The following is a 24,931-nucleotide window of genomic DNA, read 5'->3' on the forward strand; positions in this document are numbered from 1 at the left end:
TCCGCGCTACTCCCACTCGATCCGGTACACTTCGGTGTCGATCTCGCGCGCCGCGTCGGTGTGGTGGTCGAACTGCGCGTCGATCCGGAACTCGGCCGCGAACGCGTGGGTCACCTCGCCGCCCTCGTCGGCGGCGAACGCCTCGACGAACTCCTGACTGCCGGCGTTGTGGACCGAGTAGGAGACGGCCGCGAGGTCGCTCGCGACCGCGAGGAACTCGCGGTCCGCGTTGCGGTTCCCGTCCTGCGCGCCGAACGGGGGGTTCATCACGACCGTCGCGGGCTCCGCGACGGCGAGCGGCGGGCGGGTAGCGTCGCCGCGGACCCAGTGAACGGGGGCGCTGGCGGCGACGCGCCGCTCGTTGGCCCGGGCGGTCGCGAGCGCGCTCCCATCGAGCTCGAGGCCGACGACGCGAGCGGGGCCGCGCAGCGCGGCGGCCAGCGCGAGCATCCCCGTACCGGCGCCCAAGTCGATCACGGTTCGGCCGTCGACGTCGCCGTGGAGGTCCGCGAGGTGGACGACGTGGGCGGCTAACTCCGGGGGCGTCGGGTACTGTTCGAGGGCCGCGTCGGGACGCTCGAAGCCGGCGACGACGCCGAGCTTGGTCGCGAGCGACCGCTTTGTCGCCATCGTCAGGCCGCGCCGTCGCCCTCGACGCGGACGAATTCGACGCCCTCCCGGTCGGCCCGCTCGGCGAGCGCCGCGAGCGCCGTGCGGGTCTCCTCGCACGGCTCGTCGTCGACGCTGACCTCGATCCGACCGGCGCCGAGGAACGATGCCGCGCGGACGAGCCCGCGGAGGCGGTCGGCCTCGCGCTGGCGTTCGAGCGTGCTCTCGGCGTCGAACTCCGCCTCGGTCGCGACCGCAGCGGGCTGGTAGCCGCGGGCCGCGAGCCCCCGCTTGAGGTCGCGGAGGTGTTCTGGCGCGGTGCTGTCGAGGTCCGCCGCGTCGATGACGACGGGGTCGACATCGGCGGGGCGACAGCCGCGCAGCGTGCGTTCGATGCCGGGAGACGAAGTAGTGCTCATACAAATCCATTGGCAGAGGTTATACAAAAGTCTTTATGGATGTTTAGTAGTAATATAAGAGGTCCTGCGGTCGCGTACGGCACGCTCCGGGATCGAACGCGCCCCACCGTTGACGTTCCGGAACCGGACGAACTCCACCGTTGACGTTCCGGGATCGAACACGCTCCACTGCCGACATGGCGTCTTCGGCCCTTGGCGGGTGTTCCCAATGTCGAATTTCGACCTCAATGTGCGGTCACGTTTCGTGCGTCGTGCCGGACCGCGGCGGACCACGTCGAGGTCGTCGACGACTCGAATCTGTGTCCCCGTTTCAGGCGTTACAGACGTTTTAAACGGAATAAACCGGACACGAGGCCGACCCAAGAATCCTCAGGATCGATGATGGACGTGGACAAGGCTTAAATACGCGACTGACCACAAACCTTTTAATGGAACGTCCGAGTCGCCAACGGCAACAGGAGCGAGACACGGAGCAGGAAACGGACGAATCGACGGTCTCCTGTCCGGAGTGTGACTCGGAGAACATCGTCACCGACGCCGACCAAGAGCTCGTCTGCGAGGACTGCGGGCTCGTCTTAGACGAGCGGAACATCGACCGCGGGCCGGAGTGGCGCGCGTTCAACCACAACGAGCGGCAGTCGAAGTCGCGCGTCGGCGCCCCCATCACGGAGACGATGCACGACAAGGGGCTGACGACGACGATCGACTGGAAGGACAAGGACGCCTACGGGCGGTCGCTCTCCTCGGAGAAACGCTCGCAGATGCATCGCCTGCGCAAGTGGCAGGAGCGGATTCGGACCAAAGACGCGGGCGAGCGCAACCTCCAGTTCGCGCTCTCGGAGATCGACCGGATGGCGAGCGCGCTCGGGGTCCCGCGCTCGGTACGAGAGGTCGCCTCGGTCATCTATCGACGCGCGCTCAACGAGGACCTCATCCGGGGGCGCTCCATCGAGGGCGTCTCCACCGCCGCGCTGTACGCCGCCTGCCGCCAGGAGGGGATCCCGCGCAGCCTCGACGAGGTCGCGGACGTCTCGCGGGTCCCGCAGAAGGAGATCGGCCGGACCTATCGGTACATCTCCCAAGAGCTCGGCTTAGAGCTGAAGCCGGTCGACCCCAAGCAGTTCGTCCCGCGGTTCGCCTCGTCGCTCCAGCTCTCCGAGGAGGTCCAGTCGAAGGCGACCGAGATCATCGACGTCTCCGCCGAGCAGGGACTGCTCTCCGGGAAGTCGCCCACCGGCTTCGCGGCGGCCGCCATCTACGCGGCCTCGCTGCTCTGTAACGAGAAGAAGACCCAGCGCGAGGTCGCCGACGTCGCGCAGGTCACCGAGGTCACCATCCGCAACCGGTATCAGGAGCAGATCGAAGCGATGGGCTTCCGCTAGGGCGGTCTCCCGTTCGAAATCGCGGTGTTCGTTCCTTGCCGGGCTTCGAGATAGTTGATCGGGTTTTTAATCGATACCCGCTGTACTACGGAGTGAGATGTACTCAGAGATCCTCGTTCCGACCGACGGCAGTCCGGCGTCAGACGCCGCGATCGAACACGCGATCGACCTCGCGGACCAGTACGGCGCGCGCCTCCACGCGCTGTACGTCGTCGACGGCGCGGCGTACTCCAGCCTCGAGGCGGGCGCGGAGATCGTCGTCGAGGCGCTCGAATCTGAGGGCGAGGAGGCGACGAGGCGCGTGGCCGACGCCGCCGCGGACGCCGGCGTCGAGTGCGTCACCAGCGTGACGTCGGGAACGGCCTACCGGTCGATCCACGACTACGTCGACGAACACGGTATCGACGTCGTGGTGATGGGGACACACGGGCGGAAGGGGCTCGACCGCTACCTGCTCGGGAGCGTCACGGAGCGGGTCGTCCGCACCTCCGACGTCCCGGTGTTGACCGTGCGACAGCCGACGGATGAGTAGCCGCGTACTCGGCGAACGAGGGTGACACCGATGCGCGACTGGCTCTCTCACCGCGTGGTCTCGTCGCCCGACGACACCGCCCTCGTCCGCGCCGAGGACGGCGAGGCGTGGAGCTACACCGACCTCGACCGGCTCGTCGCCGAGACGGCCGGCCGGCTCGTCGCGCACGGCCTAGGGGAGGGCGACCGGATCGGCGTGCTCACGCCCCCGTACGTGGGCACCGTCGGACTCGTCCACGCGACGATGCGGATCGGGGCGACGTTCGTCCCGCTCGGCCAGGAGCTGACCCCGCGCGAGATCGCCGCGCGGATCGACCGGACCGACCTCGACGCCGTTGTCTGCGCGGAGCCGACCGAGCCGACGGCGACCAACGCGGCGGCGGAGATCGACGGCGTCCCGGTCTACTCCGTCGACGACCCCACGAGCGCCGAGGTCGCGGGGATCCACGACGTCGACCCGGCGTCGCTCGATCCGCCCGAGTGGTCGTTCGCGGACCCGCTCTGCGTGCTGTTCACCTCGGGGACCACCGGCGACCCCAAGCCCGTGCCGCTGACCGCGGGCAACGTGTACAGCTCGGCGGTCGCCTCCGCGTTCCGCCTCGGCGTCGAGGCAGACGACCGGTGGCTCGTGTCGCTGTCGCTCCACCACATGGGCGGGCTGGCGCCGGTGTACCGGTCGGTGCTGTACGGGACCACCCTCGTGTTGCGCGAGGGGTTCGACGCGGGCGGGACCGCCGACGACATCGACGCGTACGACGTAACCGGTGTCTCGCTCGTCCCGACGATGCTCAAGCGGATGCTCGACCGGCGGGGGACGCTGTCGGACTCGCTCCGCGTGGTCCTGCTCGGCGGCGCGCCCGCACCGGCGGAGCTGTTGGAGCGGTGTCGCGACTACTCGGTCCCCGTCTACCCGACGTACGGGATGACGGAGGCCGCCTCACAGATCACGACCGCGACGCCGCGACAGACCCGAGACCGGATCGGGACGGTGGGCCGACCCCTCTTCGGCACCGACGTGACGATCGTCGACGACGGCGACCCGGTCGAGCCGGGCGACACGGGCGAGATCGTCGTCAGCGGACCGACGATCACGCCGGGGTACCTCGTGGAAGACGAGAGAGATTCCCCCGACGCGGTCGGCGAAGGCGACGCGTCCCCAGGCGACGCGATCGACCTGAACGGGATCGACCCCGCGGACGTCGACCGATCCGATTTCGGCCCGTACGGACTTCACACGGGCGATGTCGGTCGGTTCGACGAGGAGGGGTATCTCCACGTGCTCAACCGCGTCGACGACCGGATCATCAGCGGCGGCGAGAACGTCGAGCCGGGAGAGGTCGCGGGCGTCCTCCGAGAGTACGACGAGGTCGACGACGTGGCGGTCGTCGGGCTCGACGACGAGGTGTGGGGCGAGCGCGTCGCGGCGCTCGTGGCCCTCGGCGACCGGTTCCCGTCGGCGGCGACGGCCTCCGTTGAGGGAGACGCCTCGGAACAGGTCGCCTCGGAACAAGCCACCTCGGAACGCGGTGCCACGGAGCAGGCCGCCTCGGGCGACGAGACGGCTGAGGGCGACACGGAGCAGAGCGACAGATCCGAACCGCCTGCGATCGAAGCCGGCGGCATCGGTCCCGCGCCGATCGACGAGACGGCGTTCGTCGACTTCGCTCGGGAGCGACTCGCACGGTTCAAGATCCCGAAGACGATCGCGTACGTCGAGGAGCTGCCGCGGACCGTTTCGGGGACGGTCGACAGGGGGGCGACGCGCGCGCTCCTCCGCGAGCGCGGCGCGGACCCCCGCGAGAACGTCGACGCGGACCTCGAAACCGCGGGGTTCGAGCCTGCCGACCCCGCCGAGCCGACCGAATCGGACGAGCCGCCGGCGGAGTCGGAGGAGAAGACGGACGGCGAGGCGGGCGCCCCGGGACTCGATTCCGACGACGCGACGGACGACGGCGCGACCGCGGACGAGCCGAGCGACGCCGACGAGGATGAGCCGAGCGACACCGGCGGGGTCGACATCGCCGACGCGGAGGAGGTCGCGACCGAACCGAGCGACGGCGACGCCAACACCGCGGAATCCGGCGACACGGACGCCCTCGAAGCGGAGGAGCGAGGCGATGGGGGAGACGACGGCGAGAAAGAAGGGCGCGACGCGGATGCGGTCGACGAGGAGTAAACTCCCCCGGCGTTCTTCGTTGTTCCACGAACGTTTTGCCCGCGGAGTCCTCACGGGTCGTATGGAGCTGCTCGACGACAGCGTCGTGCCGGAACGCGCGCGAGACGTCAAACAGGAGGCCCGGGAGTTCGCCGACGAGTACATCGCCCCGAACGCCGAGGCGTACTACGAGTCGGGCGAGTACCCGTGGGAGGTGCTCGAGGCGGGGATGGACGCCGGGCTCGTCGCCCAAGACATCGGCGAGGAGTACGGCGGGAAGGGGTTCGACTTGGCGCAGGTGCTCGCCATCGCGGAGGAGTTCTACCGCGCCGACGCCGGCATCGCGCTCACCCTCCAGCTCGCCAGCTTCGGCGCCGAGATGGTCGAAGATTACGGGACTGAAGAGCAGAAGGAGAAATATCTCCGACCTGTCGCAGAGAACGACCAGATCTCCGGGCTCGCGGTCTCCGAGCCGCAGACCGGCTCGGACCTGGCGGGGATGACGACGAAGGCCGAGAAGGTCGAGGGGGGCTACGAGCTCACCGGCGAGAAGTACTGGGTCGGCAACGCGGTCGAGGCCGACTGGCTCACCGTCTACGCGAAGACCGGCGAGAGCGACGACCGCTACTCGAACTACACGCTGTTCATCGTCGAGACCGACTCCGACGGCTACGAGGCCGAGCACATCCCCGAGAAGATGGGGATGCGCGCGTCCAAGCAGGGCCACATCGTCTTCGAGGACTGCTTCGTCCCCGAGGAGAACGTCGTCGGCAGCGAGGGCGGCGGCTTCTACGCCCTCGCGGACTTCTTCAACCACGGCCGCGTCATCGTCGGCGGCCACGGCCTCGGACTCGCCGCCGCCGCCATCGAGGAGGCGGAGGCGTTCATCGACGAGCGCGAGGCGTTCGGCCGCACCATCGACGAGTTCCAGGCCGTCCAGCACACCATCTCCGACATGCGGATCGGCTTCGAGTCGGCCCGCGCGCTCAACTGGCGCGCCTGCGAGAAGGTCGCGAACAACGAGGACGCCGGCTACTGGGCCGCGCTGGCGAAGACGAAGTCGACGGAGGTCGCAACCGACTGCGCCGAGCAGGGAATGAAGCTCCACGGCGGCCGCTCGATCCTCACCGACCGCCGGATCGCCCGCGTCTATCGCGACGTGCGCATTCCGGTGATCTACGAGGGCGCGAACGACATTCAGCGCAACCTCATCTACCGGCAGTCGCGGTAGGACGAGCGGTTCGACGCTCGTCAGATCCGGGCCGCGAGCGCGACCAGCGCTTCGCTCCCACCCGACGCGAGCGGATCGCCGTGCCCGACGCAGGCGACCTCGAACGGCGATGCGCGCTCGGCGAGGTCGCGGACGCTCGCCGCGACCGCGTCGGTGTCGTAGCTGATAAGCCAGCCAGATGGGCTCAGGTCGCTGTCCGACTCCGAGACGAGGTCGCCGAGCAGCCCGATGCCGAGCTCCTCGCTGACGTACGCGACGTGGCCCGGCGTGTGCCCGGGCGTGTGGTAGGCGGTGAACGAGCCGATCGCCTCGCCGTCGCGGACGTCGACCACGTCGAGGTCGGGGAGGTCCGTGAGGAGTCCGCCGAGCCGCTGGATCAGTCCCTTGTGGTTCCCGAGCGGCGGCGACCGCGCCCCGCGGAGCAGCTGCGCGTCGAACCTGTACGCGCGGACCGGCGCGTCGAGGTCGGGAGCCAGCGCCGCCAGCGTCCCGATGTGGTCGAGGTCGTAGTGGGTGAGGAGGACACGACCGATCGACGAGACCTCTACGCCCGCCTCGTCGAGGCCGCGTCGGATCGTCTCCTCGTCCCACGGCGTGCCGGCGTCGACGAGCGTCGGCACGTCGTCGAGGACGAGGTAGGCGTTGACCCCGCGGCAGTCGAACCGCCAGACGCCGTCCGCGATTTCCGTCGCCATGTCGGCGCGTACGACTCGGAGCGGGATGAACGCTGTCGTGGCGGAAGCGCAGGGAGCGCGACCGTCCCGTGAGCGGGTCGACCCGACAGCGGCGGTGGCGACGAAAACGCCAAGACGCCGGGGCGACACCACGGAGTATGCGACTGGAGGATTACTGGGGGATCGGCCCCAAGACGAGCGAGCGGCTCACGGAGGCGCTCGGGACCGAGCGGGCGATCGAGGCGATCGAGTCGGCCGACGTCCGCGCGCTCGTCGATGCCGGGCTCCACCGCGGCCGAGCGACCCGCATCCTCCGCAGAGCGAACGGCGAGGCGGGGATGGACGTGCTCGCGACGGGCGACGCGCGCTCGGTGTACGACGACCTCCTCTCGCTCGCGGCGGACGCGGCGCTGACCGCGCACGCGGCCGACCGGATCCGGGTGTTGACCCCGCTGCTCGACCGCGACGCCGTCGAGGAGCGACTGGACCGGGTCGTCGCCGCCCGCGACGCGTGGGCCGGCCTCGACGAGGCGGACCGCGAGGCCGTCGAGGACGCCTTCGCCGCGTACGACGAGGCCGACGGCTCCGACCTCGCCGCGGTCGAGACCGCCGTCGCGCTCCGCGAGGCGGGGCTGACGGAGGGCCCGTTCGCCGACGTGGGCGCGCTCGACGGCGACCGCCTGCGCGACGCGGCCGACGCGCTCGCCGACGTGCGGGGGTCGATCGATCCGGCCGGCGACCTCGACGGGGACGACATCGAGATCGCGAGCGGCGCCGACGACGAGCTGGACCGGCTGCGCGAGCAGCTGTCGGCCGCGCGCGACCTCGCGGACTCCGCGTTCGACGTGCTCGAATCGGTCCGGGACGGGAGCCTCCGGGACTTCGAGGCGCTGGAGGCGGCGACGATCGAGCACGTCGCCCGCGAGACGGGCGTCGAGCCGGCGACGGTCCGGTCGGCGGCGCCCGACGAGGCGCTCGACGCCGCCGACTTCGTCTCCGGGACGCTGCGGGAGCTCGTCGTCGAGCTGGAGGCGGCCGTCGACGAGCGCGAGGCCGCCGTGGCGGCGGACATCCGCGAGCGGCTGGGCGACGAGCCCGCGGCGGACGCGGGCGACGAGGACGGCACTGAGGGGGAAGCGGACGGCGGCGACACGACCGTCGCGCGCGCCGCGACGGCTGTTTCGGACGCGGCGTTCCTCCTGTCGCTCGGGCGGTTCGCGGCCGAGAACGAGCATGTCCGACCGACGCTCGTCGACGACGGTATCGCCGTGCGCGGCGCGCGGAACCCCTTCCTCGGCGGCGAGGTCCAGCCCGTCTCCTACGGGGTCGGCTCGCACTCCCTGGCGGACGACCCGGGGGTCGCAAGCGCGGACGCGCCGCCGACCGGCGACCGCGTGAGCGTCCTCACCGGGGCGAACTCCGGCGGGAAGACGACGCTCCTCGAAACCCTCTGTGCGGTCGCGCTGCTCGCGTCGATGGGCCTGCCCGTCCCCGCGGACGCGGCCGAGGTGGGGACGTTCGACCGGATCGTCTTCCACCGCCGGCACGCCTCGTTCAACGCCGGGGTGCTGGAGTCGACGCTGAAGTCGGTCGTCCCGCCGCTGACCGCGGACGGCCGCACGCTCATGCTCGTCGACGAGTTCGAGGCGATCACGGAGCCGGGGCGCGCCGCCGACCTGCTGAACGGGCTGGTGACGCTCACCGTCGACCGCGGCGCGCTCGGCGTCTACGTCACCCACCTCGCCGAGGACCTGAGCCCGCTGCCCGACGCCGCCCGGATCGACGGCATCTTCGCGGAGGGACTGACGAACGACCTCGAACTCCGCGTCGACTACCAGCCGCGGTTCGGCACGATCGGCAAGTCCACGCCGGAGTTCATCGTCTCGCGGTTAGTCGCGAACGCGGGCGACCGCGGCGTCCGCGCCGGCTTCGAACACCTCGCGGGCGCGGTCGGCGAGGAGGCAGTCCAGCGCACGCTCTCCGACGCCGAGTGGGCGGCGAACGATGACTGAGGAGGGGCGTGGTCACGACCCCGGGCCCGACCGGCTCCGGTCGATCGCGGTCCACCGCGAGGACGTGGCGAACGCGCTCGAAGCCAGCCTCCGGAGCGACCGCGAGGTCGTCCTTCGGGTGACCCCGCCGTTCTCCGGGCGGATGCGCGCCCGACTCCACGCGCTCGACGCGGGCGGGGACGGTGGCGACGGCGAGGGTGCGGGGAGCGCCGACGCCTCCGACTCGCCCGCGCCGCTTCACATCGACCCCCGAAACCTCGTCGCGGAGGTGCCGCCGTACCCCGAACCGGACGAGACCGCGAGCGAGTACCCGGACGCCGACCTCGAAACGCGGCGGGAGCGACACGCGGAAGCCGTCGCGGCGTGGCGCGAGCGCGTCCGGGAGCGCGTCGGCTCGACGGTCGAGATCGAGGTCGACGACGAGACCCGCACCGTCGACGTGGTCGCGCTCGCATAAAATCGGAGTTCCCCGTCCTGCCTACAGCCGCAACCGCTCGACAGCGGTGCCCGCGGCCTCGAAGTCGTCGTCGGTCGCGGCCGCGACCACGACGGTGTCCGCGTCGGTGTCGGCGTCGAGGTCGACCTCGAAGTCGCCGTCGTCGTCCGGCGTCACGAGCCGCGAGGTCGTTCGGGTGTGGACGGCGACGGTCTTGGCGTCCGTCTCGCCCGCGACGACGACCGAATCCTCGACGAACTCGGCGGTGGCCGTCAGGTCGGGGCCGGCAGGGCGGTCGCGCTCGACATAGCGGTCGCGGACGACGGTCGGCGTCTCGACGGGTTCGCCCTCGTCGACGCCGTGCGCCAGCCGGACGAAACCGGCCATCGACCAGGCGAGCGGGGTGGCCCCCCCGGTTCCCTCGCCGAACTCCCAGCCGTACTTCGTCGGGTGTTCACGGTCCCACACCTGCTCGGGTAACATTAGTCCGGAGTTGCCGAACCCGGCCATCGTCTCCAGCAGCGTCTCGGGTTCGAGCTTCTCGTCGTCGGTGCCGCCGAAGGCGTCCGAGCCGTCGGCGCGGGCGCGAAGCTCGTACTCCCCGCGCTCGCCGGTGAAGATCGGCCAGAGCCGCCCGCGGCCGTCGCCGGTTCCGGCCCACGGCGCGCCGGGGTCGCCGACGGCGATCTCGCCGTACGCGTCGCCGACGTAGCGGTACCAAGCCGCGCCGTGAGGCGTGTCGACGCGGATCGAGTCGTCGACGACGGAGACGGAGTTGCGGACGACCGGATCGTCGGCGGGCTTGATCCCCAGCCGGACGAGTTCGAGGAAGCCGCCGTCGACTATCTCCCGCTCGTCGTAGGTGGGGCCGTCGTTGGCGATGGTGCGGGGGCGCCCGGAGTCGGGGTTCCCGTCGGCCGTGATCCGGATGTAGTACGGGGTCCGGTCGTGGCGGTCGGTGCCGGTCGCGGTCGCGCACCACTCCTCGACGCGGGCCGTCCAGTCGTCCGCGAGCGCCAGCCACGCGAGCGCGTCGGCGCGGAGCGACTCCGGCGACGCCGCGGTCTCGCTCCCAGACACGTCTCCGTCGCGCCGGTCGGCCTCCGCGAGCGCGAGCGCCGCGCCGCAGACCAGGCCGGCGATCTCGGCAGCGATGCTCGACGGCGAGTAGCCCGCCTCCTCCTCCCAGCGCTCCTGGGCGGTCTCGGGGCCGTTATCGGCGATGTAGTCGAGCGAGCGGGCGACCTGGTCGTAGGTGTAGCCGGCGTCGTCAAGCGTCACGCCGCGCTCGTACAGCTGCCAGGCCATCACCGAGGGGAACCCGATGTTGTCCATCTGCTCGCCGCCCCACCGGGTGCGGCCGTCGATGTATGTGTTCTGCGGGAGGAACCCGTCGTCGTCCTGCTGGGTGTTGTACAGGTACGCCAAGGCGTCGGCGCCGCGTTCGAGGTCGTCCATCTCGATCAGCGCCGTGAACACCTGGTAGAGGTCCCGCGACCAGACGAAGTTGTAGCCGTAGCCGCGGTCCTCCGCGGCGTACTCCGTCTCGCCCCACGGGACGGAGGGGCTGGCGATCCCTGCGCCGTCGTGGGCCTTGTCCTCGACGGCCGCCAGCGTCATCAGGGCGAAGCGGTACTGCGCCGCGAGGTCCGGGTCGCCCGCGACCGAGTCCGGGAGATCTCGCTCCGCGAGCCACGAGCGCCACGTCTCTGCGTACGCGTCAGCGGCCTCGTCGAAGCTGCGGCCGAGCGCCCCCTCCGCCTCGCCGAGCGCGGCCGCGGTGTCCGAATCCTCGGCGAATCCGAGCGCGACGGTGTCGGACACCGACTCGCCGCTCCCGACGAGCCCGGCGAGAACGACGTTGCCGACCGCCTCCGACGACTCCTCGCCGCGCTCGCCGTCGCCGAACAGCGCGGCCGCCGCGTCGCCGCCGGCCCCGAGCGCGCTGGCCCAGTCGAACCCGTCGCCGCTCGCCAGCGCGAGCGCGGGGGCGAACGGTTCGCCCTCGTCGTCGACGAGCTTCCCCGCGTCGCGATCGGGGTTATCCTTCTGCGCGAGCAGGTGGGCCCCCGCGTCGCCGTCGACGCGCTCGGCGCGGTCGTTCGTGCCGACGTTGGCGATCGTCGCGTCCGCGAGCGCGTACACGTCGTACTCGCGGCTCCCCTCGAACCGGACGTCCGCGAGGATCGCGGTCCCGTCGGTGTCGACCGCGTACTCGACGCGGAGCGTCCAGCTGTGGCCGTGGCCGTCGCCGGTCTCGCGGATCCGCTGGACGTACGCGAGCGCGTCGTCGGCCGCCGGCTCCGTCGTCCGCTCGATCGTCTCCGTCGCCGTGACGTGGCCCGTCTCGTCGAACGTGCGGATCGCGTACTCGGAGTCGGGGTCGGCGACGAGGAAGTCGAACGTCCGGACGTTCATCACGTCGATCCGGGGGAACCGCGCCTCGGTGAGCGCCCCCTCGGTGAGCGTGAACCACACCGGCACCGGCTCGTCGGCCTCGTAGTCCGCGGGCGTGCCGACGCCGAACTTCCGACCGGTCGTCCAGTGGGGCGCCGCCTCGGGGCCGGTCTCGCGGTCGTGCGGGACCGGGAGCTCGCCGTGGCTCGCGAGCGTCACCGTCGCGTCGATCCGGAGCGCGTGCGACCACGCGATGGGGGTCGCGCTGTCGAGGTCGCCGTCGTCGAACGCCTGCTCCGCGAACAGCCCCGCCTCGTTGACGAAGGGGCCGTCGGGTTCACAGAGCGCGTACAGCTCGCGCGCGTCGGCGAACAGCGGCCCGGCGGCCCCGCCGCGCTCTTCGACGACGCCCGCGAGCGTCGCCGCCGCGGTCGCGCCCCACAGCGTCGCGATGGACCACACCTTCGCGGCGCCCTGTTCGGCCGTGCGCCAGTCGTCGCCGGTGAACCTGACGAGCCCCTCCACCGAGGCGGTCTCGCGGCGGAGCGCGTCGATCGACTGCCGGACGTGGGTGTTGACGCGGTCGAGGAAGCGGTCGAACTCGCTGCTCTCGACGGGATCGATCGAGCCGGAGCCGTCGGTCGCGGCGTCGTCGGCCGCGGAGCCGTCGGCGCTCGGGTCGTCTCCCGCTCCGGCCTCGTCGTCGAGCAGGGCGGCGTACTCGGCGGCCGCGGTCGCGAGCGCGAAGGTGCTGGCGTCGGCGCGGGCGTCCTGCCCCTCGTCGCTGGCGCGCTGGAGGAACCGCTCCGTGTCGGGGTTCCAGCGCGCGTCGAGTCCCGACAGCGCCGCGTCCGCGGCGTCGGCGGCGGCGGCGCGGAGGTCCTCGTCGACCGGCGCGCGCGCAACGGCGGCGAACGCCCGGAGGTACTCGGCGCCGGTGTGGGTGAACCGGCCGAGCGCGTTCTCCCAGCAGTTCTGACAGCGGCGCGGCAGCCCGTCGTCCTCGGTCGTCTCCAAGAGGAACTCGACGGCGTCCGCGATCGTCTCGTCGATCCGCTCGCGCCACTCGGTCGGGAGGTCCGCCTCGCGGCGCAGCGTCGCGAGGAAGGCGACCACGGTGGCGGGCTGGTCGAGCTGGTCGTTTGGGCCGGGCGTCGCGTTCGCGCCCTCGATCCGGGCGTTCGCCCAGCCGGGCGCGACCTTGCCCGAGTCGGCCCACACGCGGTGGGGCCACGAGCCGTCGGCGTCCTGGGTGCGGCAGAAGAAGCTCGCGGCCGCGAGCAGCTCCTCGTCGGCGTCGAGGCCGAGTTCCTCGCTCGCGCCGAGCAGCGCGGTCGACACCGTCGCCTCGTCGCGGAACCAGGTGTAGCCGTAGCCGCCGGAGGTGGAGTAGAAGGGGTCGAACTCGGGGGCGGCGATCCGGCCGCCGGACTCCGCGGTGAGCAGGTCGAGCGCGCGGAGGTCGCTGGCGATCACCGACCGGCGGGGAGCGTCCTCGGGCACGTCCGGGCCGCGACCGTCCGCGGCCTCCCGGAGATCGTCGGCGTCGGGGTAGGCGGTGGCGATGTTCGAGACCGCCTCGATGCGGCGCTGGCGGTCGATCCCGTCGGTGAGCGCGTCCTTCGCGTCGTCGCCGGTGTCGCGCGTCGCCCGGCGGTCGACGACGGCGCGGCCCGCGAGGGTGACGCGCTCCGTGCGCCCGTCGCGCTCGAAGGGCGCGCGGACGACGACGTCCGGAGTGAGCCGCGAGTCCTCGCGCCGGTCGATCTCGCCGCGGTGTGGGAACCCGTCGCCGCCCTCGCCGAGCAGTTCCGGGATCGTCCGCAGGCGCTGCCCGTGGGCGTTCGAGAGGCCGGTCGAGGCGGTGAGGAAGTCGTGTTCGGTGCGGTGGTACACCTCGACGACGCCGCCGTCGTTCGGGCCGGCACCGTCGTGGACCATGTTGCCGACCCGCCCCTCGACCATGTCGGGCGAGAACGCGTAGGCGGCGACGAGCTCGGCGTCGGCCGGCGGCGAGCCGCGGAGCTCGACGTGGGTGAGGTGCGTGTCGCTCACCACGAGGTCGAACTGGTGGATGGTGTAGCGGCCGGCGTCGTACTCGGTCTCGACGAGCGGCGTGTCGCCGTCGTAGTGCTGGCGAGTCGTCTCGAGGTCGTCGAACCAGCGGACGCCGCGCCCGGCGGTTATCCCCATCCGGAGGCGGTCGGCGCCGCCGACCTCGGAGAGGGAGTACGAACAGTCGTGGACGGTCCCGTCCGGCCCCACGTGGACCAGTCGGCCGTCGTCGCCGGTGAACGCGCCGGCGGTCATCGAGTGTTCCGCCGGGTAGCGCTCCCCGCGCCGACGTTCGTGCTCCGTAAGGGCGGTACGCAGTCGCATACCCGGTCTGCGCCGGCCGGAGTAAAAGCCTTGACGACCGCGGCGGACACCGCGCGACGCCGGCCGCGGTCCGGTCGGGAGCGTCGAGGCGCCTGTCGTCGCCGCGCAGACGCCACCGAAACAAGAGCAACACCGAAGGCCCCGGGTGCCGATGGGCGTCACATGCACCACCCCGGACCCCCGCGCTTCCTCGCGACCGGCGAGCAGACGGAACTCGCGCCGAGAGACCCCGACCCCGACGCCGCGTACGCGTGGCGCGTCGCGGACGCGCCGCCCGACAGCGAGGCGACCGTCGGCGACGACGCCGTGACCGAGTTCACGCCCGACGTCCCCGGACGCTACCTGATCGGCCTCGACGCGCCGGACGGCGACCACCTGCTCACCGTCCGCGCGTTCCCGGCGAGCTACGAGGGCGTCGACGTCGCGGGCGGGAGCGGCACCGCGATTCGCGACCGCGACGCGGGCGACGTCGACGCGCCGCGCGACTACGCCGCCCGTGAGCGACACGAGGGAGTCGGCCGGCCGCGCGTGCGGGTCGACGCGAGCGTCGCGTTCGACGGTGAGGCGGACGGGGAGAGCGAACACGCCGGGGAGGCGGTGTTCACCGCGGTCCCCTCGCCGAATCCGGAGTCATCGCTCGACGCCGACGACTTGGCGGTGACGTTCGTCGTCGACGACCGCGACGTCGCCGACGCCGTCGCGGCGGGGCGGGCGAACCCGCGGGACGCGCTCCAGGTGAGCGATGACGGCCGCGAGCTCCGCGTGCCGCTCGACGCGGTGCCCGACCGGCTCCGGGTTCACGCCGTCTCGGTCGCTCGGGACCCGGGCGAGGACCCGCGAGTCAGCGTCGCCGATGCGGCGGCGATCGAGCGCGTCGACAGTAGCCCGTCCGCGATCGACGACGCGGCGGAGGGCGAGGCCATGTTGACGCCGGCCACGCCCGAGTTCGAGACAGTCCGACTCAACGATCCGCCGGCGTGGACCGCGGACGCCTCGGTGTACGAGATCTTCGTCCGCACCTTCGCCGACGCCGAGGAGGGCGAGGCGTTCGACGCCATCGCCGAGCGGATCCCGCGGATCGCGGAACTCGGCGTCGACACGCTGTGGCTCACGCCGGTCCTCGGCCACGACGGGAAACCCCACGGCTACAACATCGTCGACTTCTTCGACACCGCCGACGACCTCGGCGACCGCGAGGAGTTCGAGGCGCTCGTCGAGACCGCTCACGACCACGGGATGCGCGTGCTGTTCGACTTCGTCGCGAACCACACCGCGCGCGACCACGAGTGGTTTCAGGACGCCTACAAGAACCCTGACTCGCCGTTCCGCGACCGCTACGAGTGGCAGGAGTCGGGCGAGCCGGGCACCTACTTCGACTGGGAGCTGATCGCGAACCTGAACCACGCGAACCTCGACGTGCGGCGGTTCCTGCTCGACGTGATCGACGAGTGGGCGCCGCTCGTCGACGGGTTCCGCTGTGATATGGCGTGGGCGGTCCCCGACTCCTTCTGGCGCGAACTCCGCGACCGCGTGAAGGACATCGACCGGGAGTTCCTCCTGATGGACGAGACGATCCCGTACATCCCCGGCTTCCACGAGGGGATGTTCGACGTCCACTTCGACGCGACGCTGTACTTCCAGCTCCGGCAGGTCGGCCGCGGGGCCGAGCCCGCAGAGAGCGTGCTGGACGCGGTCGACCAGCGCGCCGAGATCGGGTTCCCCGACCACGCCGAGTTCCTCCAGTACATCGAGAACCACGACGAGACGCGCTACCGCGTGGAGTGCGGCGACGCCGCCGCGGCGGCCGCGGGCGCGGCGATCATGACGCTGCCGGGCGTCCCGATGGTGTACGCCGGCCAGGAGATCGGCCAGCGCGGCCGCCGGGACGCGATCGCGTGGGACCACGCGCGCGAAGAGGTGCGCGACCGCTACGAGCGCCTGCTCGAAACGCGGCGCGACCACCCCGCGCTCGGGCCGGACGGCGACCTCGCGCGCGTCGGCTACCACGTCGCGAGCGGCGACCTCTCCGAACGGCCGATCGTCGCCAGCGGCGACGTCCACCCGGACGACGTGGTCGCGTTCCGTCGGCACGACGGCGAGGAGGACCTCCTCGTCGTCATCAACTTCGCGCCCGCCGACGCGAGCGTCGCGGTCGATGTCGGCCACGGCGAGCGCGACCTCGTGACCGACGAGCGATGCGTCGTCGAGGACGGCGAGGGGACGGAGCGGATCCGCGTCGACGAGGTGGCGGTCGTGCCGGTCACGGAGGAGTAGGCGGCCGCCTCGCACGACGGTCTGTTTCGGGAGTCGCTCTCGGCCGCGACGCCCCCGGACGCAACGCTTGAGTCGGTGGGGATCGCAGGGTGGCGTATGCGATTCGACCGCTCCGACGCCGTCTTCTGTCACGTCACCTCGCTGCCGGGGGCGTACGGGATCGGCGACCTCGGCGAGGGCGCCCGGGAGTTCCTCTCGTTCCTCGGCGACGCCGGCGTCGACCACTGGCAGATCTGTCCGATCGGGCCGACCATCTCCGCCGCAGGAGAGTCGCCGTACCAGTCGCCGTCGGCGTTCGCCGGCAACCCGCTGTTCGTCGACCCCGACGGGCTCGTCGACGACGGCTGGCTCGACGAGGACGACCTCGAACCGGTTCCCGACTTCCCGACCGACCGCGTCGACTACGACGCGGTCCGCGAGTACAAGCTCCCGCTGTTGCGGACCGCGTTCGAGCGGTTCGAGGAGCGGGCGAGCGAGGACGACCGCGCGGCGGTAGCCGAATTCCGCGAGCACGAGCCGTGGCTCGCCGACTACGCGCTGTTCCGGGCGCTCTCCGACGCGCGGCCGGAAGACGTCTGGACTGACTGGCCGGCGCCGCTGCGGACGCGCGACCCCGAGGCGCTGGCCGACGCGCGCGAGGAACACGCTCGCGAGGTCCGGTTCCGCGAGTTCGTCCAGTGGACGTTCGACCGCCAGTGGCGCGACCTGCGCGCCGTCGCGGCCGAGGAGGGGGTGTCGATCGTCGGCGACGTGCCCATCTACGTCGCGCTCGACTCCGCCGACGTGTGGGCGAGCCCGGAGGCGTTCCGGCTCGACGAGGGGAACCGCCCGACTGCGGTCGCGGGCGTCCCGCCCAACGCCGGCGACTCCGGCCAGCGCTGGGGGAACCCGCTGTACGACTGGGAACACCTCGCCGACACCGGGTACGACTGGTGGCTCGACCGGTTCCGCCGGCTGTTCGAGCTCGCGGACGTGGCTCGGCTCGACCACTTCCTCGGGTTCGTGAACTACTGGGCGATCCCGGCCGACAGCGACGACCCCGCGGACGGCGAGTGGCGAGACGGTCCTGGCCGCGACCTCTTCGAGACGGTGGAGCGCGAGCTCGGTGAGGCCCCCTTCATCGCCGAGGACCTCGGTTTCGAGGAGCCGGCGATGGACGAACTGATGGCCGAGTTCGGCTTCCCCGGCATGCGCGTCCCGCAGTACGCGGACTGGTGCGCGGAGGGGAACGAGTACCAGCCGATACACTACGGCGAGGGCGTCGTGGGCTACACCTCGACGCACGACACGGACACGTGGGCCGGCTACTTCGAGGACCTCCCGGCCGCGCAGCGGGACTGCTTCCGGTACAACGTCGGTTCCGACCCCGACGAGCCGAGCGAGTGGGCGATCATCGACGCGGTGTGGGGCTCGGACGCCATCCTCGCGGTGACGACGCTTCAGGACCTGCTCGGGCTCGGCAGCGAGGCGCGGTTCAACGAGCCGGGCACCCTCGACGGCAACTGGGAGTGGCGCGTCGCCCGCGACGCGCTCGACGACGAAATCGCGGACCGGCTATGGGAGCTGAGCGGGAAACACGTGCGCTGACCCGTGATCGGACCCCTGCCCGACGCGCCGGTCGTCCACGTCCTCGTGATCGCCGCGGCGACCGGCCTCATCTGGCTCGGGAGCGGCTGGCTGGAAGAGGCCGCCGAGACGCTCGCCGGGTACTACGGGCTCCCGGCGGTGGTTCAGGGGTCGATCGTCGTCGCAGTCGGGTCGAGCTTCCCGGAGCTGACGAGCGTGCTCGTCACCGCCCTCACCGGCGTCTTCGACATGGGCGTGGGCGCGCTCGTCGGATCGGCGATCTTCAACGTCCTCGTGATCCCCGCTGTCGCCGGGCTCGGGGCCGACGACGAGCTGGAGGCCAACCGAGCGATCGTGTACAAGGAGGCGCAGTTCTACATGCTCGCGGTGTCGGCGCTGGTCGTGACGTTCGCGCTCGCGGTCATCTACTTCCCGGTCTCGGCGGACCCGATCGTCGGGACGATGCCGCGCTCGCTCGCGGTCATCCCGCTCGCGCTGTACGTCCTCTACCTGTTCATTCAGGTCCAGGACGTCGACGACGCGGCGATCGACCCCGTGCGCGACGAGGTCGACGTCCGCCGCGAGTGGGGGAAGCTGGCGGCCGGGCTCGGGCTCATCGTCGTCACCGTCGAGCGGCTCGTCGCGTCGGTCGAATCGCTCGGCGCCACGTTCGGAGTCCCCGAGTTCCTCGCCGGCGTCACGGTCGTCGCGGCGGCGACGAGCCTGCCGGACGCGCTGGTGAGCGTCCGGACCGCACGCGAGAACCGCGGCGCGACGAGCCTCGGCAACGTCCTCGGGTCGAACACCTTCGACCTGCTCGTCGCGATCCCGCTCGGCGTGCTGATCGTCGGCGAGGTGGCCGTCAACTTCTCGACCGCGGTGCCGATGCTGGGCGTATTGACGGCCGCGACCGTCCTGCTGTTCGTGACCCTGCGGACGAGCCTCGCGCTCACCGATCGCGAATCGTACGCGCTGCTCGCGGCCTACGGGCTGTTCGTCGCGTGGGTCGTCGCCGAGACGATCGGGGCGACGAGCGTGCTGAAGGGTGTGTGAGGCCCGGCACGAGCGGTCTCGCTCCGACGGTCGCCGGACGGCGATTCCTCAGTAGGAGTTCCGACCGATAATGAGGTACAGCAGCAGGCCGAGGATCGGCGCGAAGAACACCACGAGCGCCCAGAGGACCGGCGGGTGGTCGCTGCGCGACTCCGCGTCCGAGTAGGTCCACACGATCATCGCGAGGTGGACGGCGAGGAAGAGGAGGCTGATCAGGAGGGCGATCCCGGCGGCCGCGCCTTGGAGGAGCAACGGGGACATGCCGCCCGATATCAGCACGCCCTCCGATAAGTGTTTTCGGATCCTCACCGGGCACTCGGCGAAACCGCTTTTCGCGTCGAGTGCGAACGTGTCACATGAATAACGTGGTGCGTGCGGTCGGCGCCGCGGGCGAGTGTCTCGGCGGCGTTCTGCTCGCTGTGTCGGCGGCCGCCGACGCCGAGGTGCGGACCGTCCCGCTCGCGGTCGGCTTCGCGACCGGCTACCTCTACCGCCACGCGCGAGCGGTCGCGGGCTGTCGGCGGTTCCGGAGCGGGCCGGTACGGAGCGTCGGTGTCGCGCTGGCGTGGACGGCGATCGGCGTCGCGGTCGACCGATCCGTCGACGATCCGGCGTCGAAGCGTTCGTTCGCGGCCGGGCTCGGAGCGGGGTCGGCCGGTTACTGGCTCGCGCGGCGCGGTGAGTAGCGGACCCGGGCCGGGCATCGCTCCGGGCGGCCCGCAGAGCCCCGCCGGAGACCGAACCGTTTTGATCCCGCGGCGCCCGGTGCCGGTATGACGCTCCCAGTCGACGCGGACCGGCTCCGCGCGGACATCGAGGCGAACGCGGCGTTCGGTCGGGTCGAGACAGACGACGCCGAGGCGCACGCGCGAACGAATCGGACGGGGACCGAGGCCAATCGCCGGGCGAGGGACCGGCTCGTCGAACGCCTCCGCGAGGCCGGCCTCGACGTGACGGTCGACGCCGTCGGGAACGTCCTCGGGACGTGGACGCCGGAGAGCGCCGACCCGGACGCGGCGCCGGTCGTTTCGGGGAGCCACCTCGACAGCGTCCCCGAGGGCGGAATCTTCGACGGCCCGCTCGGCGTCTACGCCGCGCTGGAGGCCGTTCGCGCGATGCGCGACGACGGGTTCGAACCCGAGCGCCCGGTCGGCGTCGTGAGCTTCACCGAGGAGGAGGGCGGGACATTCGGCAACGGCCTGCTCGGCTCGACGGTCGCGACCGGCGAGCTGGCGCTCGACGAGGCGCTCACGCTGACGAATCCGGAAGGGGAGACGCTCGGCGAGGCGCTCGACCGGATCGGCTACCGCGGCGGGAGCGCGGTCGACGCCGCCACGCCGACCGACGCCGACGGCGACCCTGCGACGCTCGATCCCGCGTCGTGGGCGGCGTTCTACGAGCTCCACGTCGAGCAGGACACGACGCTGGAGGACGCGGGCGCGGCGGCCGGCGTCGTGACGACGATCACCGGGATCACCCACTGCGAGGCGACCGTCGAGGGCGAGGCGAACCACGCGGGCGCGACCGCGATGGACGAACGGACGGACGCGCTCGCGGCCGCGAGCGAGTTCGTGCTTGACGTCGAGGCCGCCGCGAACGAGGTCGTCGAGTCGTCGTCGCCCTCGGCGGTCGGCACCGTCGGGTCGCTGTCGGTCGAGCCGAACGCGACGAACGTGGTTCCCGGTCGCGTCGAGGCCGGCGTCGATATTCGCGACGTCGAGGCCGCGTCGATGGAGGCGATCGTCGACGCCGCGCGCGACTCGCTGGCCCGGCTGGAGCGCGAGCGAGGGATCGAGACCGAGTTCGAGCGGCCGTTCGACGTCGCCCCGACGCCGATGAGCGACCGCCTCCGCGAGGCCGCCCACGCCGCCGCCGACGCGGCCGGGCGCGAGGCGATCGACCTCCACTCCGGCGCCGCCCACGACGCGATGCGGGTCGCGCGCGTCACCGACGCGTCGCTGCTCTTCGCCCCCTCTCGCGACGGGATCTCCCACAACCCCCGCGAGTGGACCGACTGGGCCGACTGCGCCGCCGCGACCGAGGTGCTCGCCGGGGCGCTCGCGCGGGTCGCGGACGGCGAGTGAGGGTCGCTCGCGCAGGTGGCATCGAACTCCGCGACGGCACAACCGTTTTGCCGGTCCGCCGCGAGCGACGAGCGTGAGACGTCCGCTCGGACTCGCGTCGCTCGCCGTTGGACTGCTGGCGGGGGTCGCCGGAACGGTCGCCGGCACGACCGACGCGCTCGCGAACTGGCCGCCGATCGGCGGGTACCCCGCAACGACCGTCGTCGGCCGGTCGCTGCTCGTCGTCGCCGTCGCGGGACTGGTGTACGGAGCCTACCTGCTCGCGGTCCGAGTGCTGACGCGGTCGGCCAACAGGCGCCGCGCGCACAACGTCCGGAACCTGCTGCGGCTGGCGTTCGGCGTCGTCGGGACGGTGGCGACGCTCGCGGTGGCGACGGAGAACTGGATCGGCCTCCTCTTCTCGCTCGGCGTCATCGGGTTCGCGGTCACCTTCGCGCTCCAGCAGCCGCTCCTGTCGCTGATCGCGTGGGTGTACATCGCCGTCAAGCAGCCGTTCGGCGTCGGCGACCGAGTCAAGATCGACGACGCGAAGGGCGACGTGATCGGGGTCGACTTCCTGGTGACGACGCTGTGGGAGATCAACGGCGAACTGGTGACGACGAACCAGCCCTCCGGGCGGGTGGTCACCGTCCCGAACAGCGTCGTCCTCTCGTCGAACGTCGTCAACTTCGGCGGCGGCGGGTCGCCGTACGTCTGGAACGAGGTCTCCGTCCAAGTCGCCTACGAGACCGACCTGGAGTTCGCGCGTTCGGTGATGGTCGAGGAGGCGACCGACCTGATCGGCCGGGACATGGCTGAGGGAATCGCCGCCTACCGCGAGGCGCTCGCGGAGACGCCCGTCGAGCTGGAGGTCCACGACGGCCCGACGGTCAACGTCCGGCAGGAGGAGTCGTGGGTCGAACTCCGCGTCCGGTACCTCACCCACCCGAGGCGGGGGCAGCGCGTGAAGAACCGGCTGTACGAGCGGATCTTGGAGCGGTTCAACGACAACCCGGACCGCGTGGCGTTCCCGGTGAGTCGGAGCCGATAGGTCGTCAGCGGCGGTGTCCTCGACACGGGGACGAGTGCGGTCACGAGCCGGACTCACTACTCCGGCTCGATCCGGGAGTGAAGTATATATGCGCTCGTCCGTCTCGGTCGCCGGACGGCACTCCGTCTCGGTGGGGGCGGATCCGTGGCCGTTTTCGGCGGTTGTGACCGCAAAACGCCTCTCGTGGGTTTTTCGATGACCAGATCCGCGCCCGATATAATAGATACATTTATATTCCCTCGAGACTAACTATACGTTAACAGACTGGCGATTGCGGACCTCGCTGTATTTTCGTCGGGGGATCGTCGGAGCCACACCCATGACAGAGACAGACACCTACAGCGACGGCGGAACGGAACGAGAGCGACTCGCGGACCCGGGCGACGCGTCCGCGAACGGCGAGCGTACGCGAACGCGGGCGGACGCGACCGAAGAGGAGTCGGCGGACGTCGAGGAGCGCACGGAGAGCGAGCGCGAGCGGATCACCACCTGTCCCGAGTGCGACGGCCGGCTCGCGACGGACACGGAACACGGCGAGACGGTCTGCAGCGACTGCGGGCTGGTCGTCGAGGAGGACTCGGTCGACCGCGGCCCGGAGTGGCGTGCGTTCAACTCCGGCGAGCGGGACAGCAAGTCGCGGGTCGGGGCGCCGACGACGAACATGATGCACGACAAGGGGCTCTCGACGAACATCGGCTGGCAGGACAAAGACGCCTACGGCAAGTCGCTCTCGGGGCGACAGCGACGTCGGATGCAGCGGCTGCGGACGTGGAACGAGCGGTTCCGCACCCGCGACTCCAAGGAGCGCAACCTCAAGCAGGCGCTCGGCGAGATCGATCGGATGGCCAGCGCCCTCGGCCTCCCCGACAACGTTCGCGAGACGGCTTCCGTCATCTACCGCCGCGCGCTGAGCGAGAACCTCCTGCCCGGGCGCTCCATCGAGGGCGTCGCGACCGCGGCGCTGTACGCGGCCGCACGGCAGGTGGGGAATCCCCGAAGCCTCGACGAGTTCACGGCGGTCTCCCGGGTCGAGAAGATGGAGCTCACCCGGACGTACCGCTACGTCGTCCGCGAGCTCGGCCTGCGCGTTCAGCCGGCGGACCCGACGAGCTACGTCCCGCGGTTCGTCTCGCGGCTCGACCTCTCGGACGAGACCGAGCGGCGCGCCCGCGAACTGCTCGAGGACGCCGCGAACGCGGGGATCACGAGCGGGAAGTCGCCGGTCGGGCTCGCCGCCGCCGCCGTCTACGCCGCCGCGCTGCTGTCGAACGAGAAGGTGACCCAGAGCCAGGTGTCCGACGTCGCCGACGTCTCGGAGGTCACCATCCGGAACCGGTACAAGGAGCTGCTCGAGGCGAGCGGCACCGTGAGCGCCTGACGCGTCGCTACGTACCGATTCGACCCCGGGTGGTGGACGACCGCGGTCCCCGCCGCGGCGGGCGGCTCCCCGTCGGCACCTACGTTTTTAACGCGGCCGGCTGTACACGGTGACATGGTTGACGCGTTCGTCAGACTCGTCTGTCCGGAGTGCGGTAAGGAGTGGCAGGACAACCCCGCCGATCTTCAGGATCTTCGCTCCAACTTCAGCTGTTCGGCGTGTCACGCGACGCGTCGCCTGACCGAGTTCATGCGAACGGAACGCGACCTCGAGGCGGTCAAGCAGTTCCAGTGACGCGCGGCTGAGCCAGCTGCTCCGAATCGATCGCCGAGCCCCCTTCTCGACCGGGAATCCATTGGCTGCGCAGTCGCCCCTTTCGCTCGCTTCGCGCGTCGCCGCAAACGTCCGAAAACGATCCTGATCGATCTATCGAGAACACACTTCTCCGCCCCGCTACTCGCGAAATACGCGAACGATGTGGTAACGTGACTCAAGATAATAATATAAACCTCCGGTAGCAAAGGACTGGTACTCATGAAGAAGCAGGAGCTCATCCATCTTCACGGTCTCCTCGCGGAGGTACGAAAACAGTGCGAGTTCTGGGACGACGACGTCGACCTCGAAGCCTACGAGGAACTGGGCGTGAAGCCGACATCGATTCACAAATCGAAGACCGACCACAAAGCGGCCGTTTTCAAGCTGACAGAGGGAATCACCGAGCCGATGGAATCGTCCGAATCGGAGCCGCTGGCCCCGACGGCCGACTGAGACGTCTACTGCGCGCTGCTCCTCGCTGACCGCACAATCGACGACCAGCGTCGCGACCGTCGCTCAGTACTGGGCGTCCTCTCCGGTACCGTGTCCGGCGTCGTCCCCGAGGCCGTCCGACTCGGACGTTTCCTCCGAGGACGAGGCCTCCTCCGCGGCCCCAGTTCCCTCCGTGCGGTCGCTCACTTCGGAATCGATCTCGGTGACGGAAAGCACTTTCAGCGGGATGTTGCGGAGGCGCTTGCCGATCTCCTTGCGCGCGACGCGGCTCGCGTGTTCGTCGCGGTCGACGTTGAACACGTCCATCTGAAGCTCTAAGGCGACGAGCGCCTCGTCGGCCGCGACGAACGCCGGGTCGAGCTCCTCGCCGCTCGGCGACGTTCGCGTCCCGGTGTCGATCTCGACGTAGTTGAGATCCGGATTGAGCATCTCGCCGGTCTTCGAGATGGCGATCCGGACCGCCTCGTCGGCGGTTTCCACGTCGTACACCGGAACCGCGGCCTCGACGACGACTCGACAGTCCATCACGCGTGCGGATACCACGCGAACGAGT

Annotated in this window: 21 protein-coding genes; 15 read left to right on the top strand and 6 right to left on the bottom strand. The window is 71.1% G+C overall.

All coding sequences use genetic code 11. The features are described 5' to 3' along the window. Nucleotides 1-6 precede the first annotated feature (6 nt). The gene (locus B378_RS0108910) at nucleotides 7-630 is read right to left on the bottom strand and encodes an METTL5 family protein (RefSeq protein WP_017343457.1); all 624 of its coding nucleotides are present in this window, start codon (nucleotides 628-630) and stop codon (nucleotides 7-9) included. A gap of 2 nt (nucleotides 631-632) precedes the next feature. Next, nucleotides 633-1,028 carry a hypothetical protein gene (locus B378_RS0108915; protein ID WP_017343458.1) on the bottom strand — a complete coding sequence of 132 codons (396 nt, stop codon included), beginning with the start codon at nucleotides 1,026-1,028 and terminating at the stop codon, nucleotides 633-635. 428 nt (nucleotides 1,029-1,456) lie between these two features. Here B378_RS0108915 and B378_RS0108920 point away from each other — a divergent pair, with 428 nt between their 5' ends. The 4 genes from B378_RS0108920 (at nucleotide 1,457) to B378_RS0108935 (ending at nucleotide 6,327) form a co-directional block, all read left to right on the top strand. Further along, nucleotides 1,457-2,410 carry a transcription initiation factor IIB family protein gene (locus tag B378_RS0108920; RefSeq protein WP_004598548.1) on the top strand — a complete coding sequence of 318 codons (954 nt, stop codon included), beginning with the start codon at nucleotides 1,457-1,459 and terminating at the stop codon, nucleotides 2,408-2,410. A 97-nt stretch (nucleotides 2,411-2,507) separates the two neighbouring features. Next, nucleotides 2,508-2,942 carry a universal stress protein gene (locus B378_RS0108925; protein ID WP_017343459.1) on the top strand — a complete coding sequence of 145 codons (435 nt, stop codon included), beginning with the start codon at nucleotides 2,508-2,510 and terminating at the stop codon, nucleotides 2,940-2,942. Nucleotides 2,943-2,972: 30 nt separating this feature from the next. Then, on the top strand, nucleotides 2,973-5,117 hold the full coding sequence (locus B378_RS0108930; protein ID WP_017343460.1) for an AMP-binding protein: 2,145 nt from the start codon (nucleotides 2,973-2,975) through the stop codon (nucleotides 5,115-5,117). 61 nt (nucleotides 5,118-5,178) lie between these two features. Continuing rightward, nucleotides 5,179-6,327: an acyl-CoA dehydrogenase family protein gene (locus tag B378_RS0108935; RefSeq protein WP_017343461.1), complete on the top strand. Its 1,149-nt coding sequence runs from the start codon at nucleotides 5,179-5,181 to the stop codon at nucleotides 6,325-6,327. A 20-nt stretch (nucleotides 6,328-6,347) separates the two neighbouring features. Here B378_RS0108935 and B378_RS0108940 read toward each other — a convergent pair whose 3' ends face one another. Then, nucleotides 6,348-7,022, bottom strand: coding sequence for an MBL fold metallo-hydrolase (locus B378_RS0108940; RefSeq protein WP_017343462.1), 675 nt, complete (start codon nucleotides 7,020-7,022; stop codon nucleotides 6,348-6,350). A 137-nt stretch (nucleotides 7,023-7,159) separates the two neighbouring features. On the opposite strand from B378_RS0108940, the gene B378_RS0108945 reads away from it, so the two are divergent. Continuing rightward, nucleotides 7,160-9,013, top strand: a complete 1,854-nt coding sequence (locus B378_RS0108945; protein ID WP_017343463.1) for a DNA mismatch repair protein — start codon at nucleotides 7,160-7,162, stop codon at nucleotides 9,011-9,013. Beyond that, nucleotides 9,006-9,470, top strand: a complete 465-nt coding sequence (locus B378_RS0108950; RefSeq protein ID WP_017343464.1) for a hypothetical protein — start codon at nucleotides 9,006-9,008, stop codon at nucleotides 9,468-9,470. The genes B378_RS0108945 and B378_RS0108950 overlap by 8 nt, the downstream gene beginning before the upstream one ends. A 21-nt stretch (nucleotides 9,471-9,491) precedes the next feature. On the opposite strand, the gene B378_RS0108955 is transcribed toward B378_RS0108950, so the two are convergent. Continuing rightward, nucleotides 9,492-14,225 (bottom strand): glycoside hydrolase family 15 protein, encoded by a 4,734-nt coding sequence (locus B378_RS0108955; protein WP_017343465.1) that lies wholly within the window; start codon nucleotides 14,223-14,225, stop codon nucleotides 9,492-9,494. 162 nt (nucleotides 14,226-14,387) lie between these two features. On the opposite strand from B378_RS0108955, the gene malA reads away from it, so the two are divergent. From malA to B378_RS0108970, 3 genes are all read left to right on the top strand, one after another. Further along, nucleotides 14,388-16,499 (top strand): alpha-amylase MalA, encoded by a 2,112-nt coding sequence (malA, locus tag B378_RS0108960; RefSeq protein WP_017343466.1) that lies wholly within the window; start codon nucleotides 14,388-14,390, stop codon nucleotides 16,497-16,499. A 96-nt stretch (nucleotides 16,500-16,595) separates the two neighbouring features. Next, on the top strand, nucleotides 16,596-18,086 hold the full coding sequence (gene malQ / locus B378_RS0108965) for a 4-alpha-glucanotransferase (RefSeq protein WP_017343467.1): 1,491 nt from the start codon (nucleotides 16,596-16,598) through the stop codon (nucleotides 18,084-18,086). Nucleotides 18,087-18,089: 3 nt separating this feature from the next. Continuing rightward, entirely contained in the window at nucleotides 18,090-19,118 is a 1,029-nt protein-coding gene (locus B378_RS0108970) for a sodium:calcium antiporter (RefSeq protein WP_017343468.1), read from the top strand. A 48-nt stretch (nucleotides 19,119-19,166) separates the two neighbouring features. Here the strand turns inward: B378_RS0108970 and B378_RS0108975 are convergent, their stop codons facing one another. Beyond that, nucleotides 19,167-19,379: a PLDc N-terminal domain-containing protein gene (locus B378_RS0108975; RefSeq protein WP_017343469.1), complete on the bottom strand. Its 213-nt coding sequence runs from the start codon at nucleotides 19,377-19,379 to the stop codon at nucleotides 19,167-19,169. Nucleotides 19,380-19,474: 95 nt separating this feature from the next. On the opposite strand from B378_RS0108975, the gene B378_RS0108980 reads away from it, so the two are divergent. The 6 genes from B378_RS0108980 to B378_RS0109005 all read left to right on the top strand — a co-directional run bounded on the left by B378_RS0108980 (nucleotide 19,475) and on the right by B378_RS0109005 (nucleotide 24,378). Further along, complete coding sequence (locus B378_RS0108980) at nucleotides 19,475-19,804, top strand: hypothetical protein (protein ID WP_017343470.1); 330 nt, start codon at nucleotides 19,475-19,477, stop codon at nucleotides 19,802-19,804. Between the two features lie 87 nt (nucleotides 19,805-19,891). Next, nucleotides 19,892-21,202, top strand: coding sequence for a Zn-dependent hydrolase (locus B378_RS0108985; protein ID WP_017343471.1), 1,311 nt, complete (start codon nucleotides 19,892-19,894; stop codon nucleotides 21,200-21,202). A 73-nt stretch (nucleotides 21,203-21,275) separates the two neighbouring features. Next, nucleotides 21,276-22,232: a mechanosensitive ion channel family protein gene (locus B378_RS0108990; protein ID WP_017343472.1), complete on the top strand. Its 957-nt coding sequence runs from the start codon at nucleotides 21,276-21,278 to the stop codon at nucleotides 22,230-22,232. Between the two features lie 319 nt (nucleotides 22,233-22,551). Then, nucleotides 22,552-23,610, top strand: a complete 1,059-nt coding sequence (locus B378_RS0108995; protein WP_017343473.1) for a transcription initiation factor IIB family protein — start codon at nucleotides 22,552-22,554, stop codon at nucleotides 23,608-23,610. A 114-nt stretch (nucleotides 23,611-23,724) separates the two neighbouring features. Further along, the gene (locus B378_RS0109000) at nucleotides 23,725-23,904 is read left to right on the top strand and encodes a hypothetical protein (RefSeq protein WP_017343474.1); all 180 of its coding nucleotides are present in this window, start codon (nucleotides 23,725-23,727) and stop codon (nucleotides 23,902-23,904) included. A 240-nt stretch (nucleotides 23,905-24,144) separates the two neighbouring features. Further along, a complete protein-coding gene (locus tag B378_RS0109005; RefSeq protein ID WP_004598519.1) occupies nucleotides 24,145-24,378 on the top strand; it encodes a UPF0058 family protein in 234 nt (77 codons plus the stop codon). A 63-nt stretch (nucleotides 24,379-24,441) separates the two neighbouring features. Here B378_RS0109005 and B378_RS0109010 read toward each other — a convergent pair whose 3' ends face one another. Then, the gene (locus B378_RS0109010; protein WP_017343475.1) at nucleotides 24,442-24,903 is read right to left on the bottom strand and encodes a DUF555 domain-containing protein; all 462 of its coding nucleotides are present in this window, start codon (nucleotides 24,901-24,903) and stop codon (nucleotides 24,442-24,444) included. Between the last annotated feature and the right edge of the window lie 28 nt (nucleotides 24,904-24,931).

Origin of the sequence: Halorubrum sp. T3, assembly GCF_000296615.1 — an archaeon.
Classification (GTDB): Archaea; Halobacteriota; Halobacteria; order Halobacteriales; family Haloferacaceae; genus Halorubrum; species Halorubrum ruber.

Coding starts and splice junctions, on each gene's coding strand:
- B378_RS0108910 (WP_017343457.1), bottom strand. CDS start 630: ATGGCGACAAAGCGGTCGCTCGCGACCAAGCTCGGCGTCGTCGCCGGC.
- B378_RS0108915 (WP_017343458.1), bottom strand. CDS start 1,028: ATGAGCACTACTTCGTCTCCCGGCATCGAACGCACGCTGCGCGGCTGT.
- B378_RS0108920 (WP_004598548.1), top strand. CDS start 1,457: ATGGAACGTCCGAGTCGCCAACGGCAACAGGAGCGAGACACGGAGCAG.
- B378_RS0108925 (WP_017343459.1), top strand. CDS start 2,508: ATGTACTCAGAGATCCTCGTTCCGACCGACGGCAGTCCGGCGTCAGAC.
- B378_RS0108930 (WP_017343460.1), top strand. CDS start 2,973: ATGCGCGACTGGCTCTCTCACCGCGTGGTCTCGTCGCCCGACGACACC.
- B378_RS0108935 (WP_017343461.1), top strand. CDS start 5,179: ATGGAGCTGCTCGACGACAGCGTCGTGCCGGAACGCGCGCGAGACGTC.
- B378_RS0108940 (WP_017343462.1), bottom strand. CDS start 7,022: ATGGCGACGGAAATCGCGGACGGCGTCTGGCGGTTCGACTGCCGCGGG.
- B378_RS0108945 (WP_017343463.1), top strand. CDS start 7,160: ATGCGACTGGAGGATTACTGGGGGATCGGCCCCAAGACGAGCGAGCGG.
- B378_RS0108950 (WP_017343464.1), top strand. CDS start 9,006: ATGACTGAGGAGGGGCGTGGTCACGACCCCGGGCCCGACCGGCTCCGG.
- B378_RS0108955 (WP_017343465.1), bottom strand. CDS start 14,225: ATGCGACTGCGTACCGCCCTTACGGAGCACGAACGTCGGCGCGGGGAG.
- malA (WP_017343466.1), top strand. CDS start 14,388: ATGCACCACCCCGGACCCCCGCGCTTCCTCGCGACCGGCGAGCAGACG.
- malQ (WP_017343467.1), top strand. CDS start 16,596: ATGCGATTCGACCGCTCCGACGCCGTCTTCTGTCACGTCACCTCGCTG.
- B378_RS0108975 (WP_017343469.1), bottom strand. CDS start 19,379: ATGTCCCCGTTGCTCCTCCAAGGCGCGGCCGCCGGGATCGCCCTCCTG.
- B378_RS0108980 (WP_017343470.1), top strand. CDS start 19,475: ATGAATAACGTGGTGCGTGCGGTCGGCGCCGCGGGCGAGTGTCTCGGC.
- B378_RS0108985 (WP_017343471.1), top strand. CDS start 19,892: ATGACGCTCCCAGTCGACGCGGACCGGCTCCGCGCGGACATCGAGGCG.
- B378_RS0108995 (WP_017343473.1), top strand. CDS start 22,552: ATGACAGAGACAGACACCTACAGCGACGGCGGAACGGAACGAGAGCGA.
- B378_RS0109000 (WP_017343474.1), top strand. CDS start 23,725: ATGGTTGACGCGTTCGTCAGACTCGTCTGTCCGGAGTGCGGTAAGGAG.
- B378_RS0109005 (WP_004598519.1), top strand. CDS start 24,145: ATGAAGAAGCAGGAGCTCATCCATCTTCACGGTCTCCTCGCGGAGGTA.
- B378_RS0109010 (WP_017343475.1), bottom strand. CDS start 24,903: ATGGACTGTCGAGTCGTCGTCGAGGCCGCGGTTCCGGTGTACGACGTG.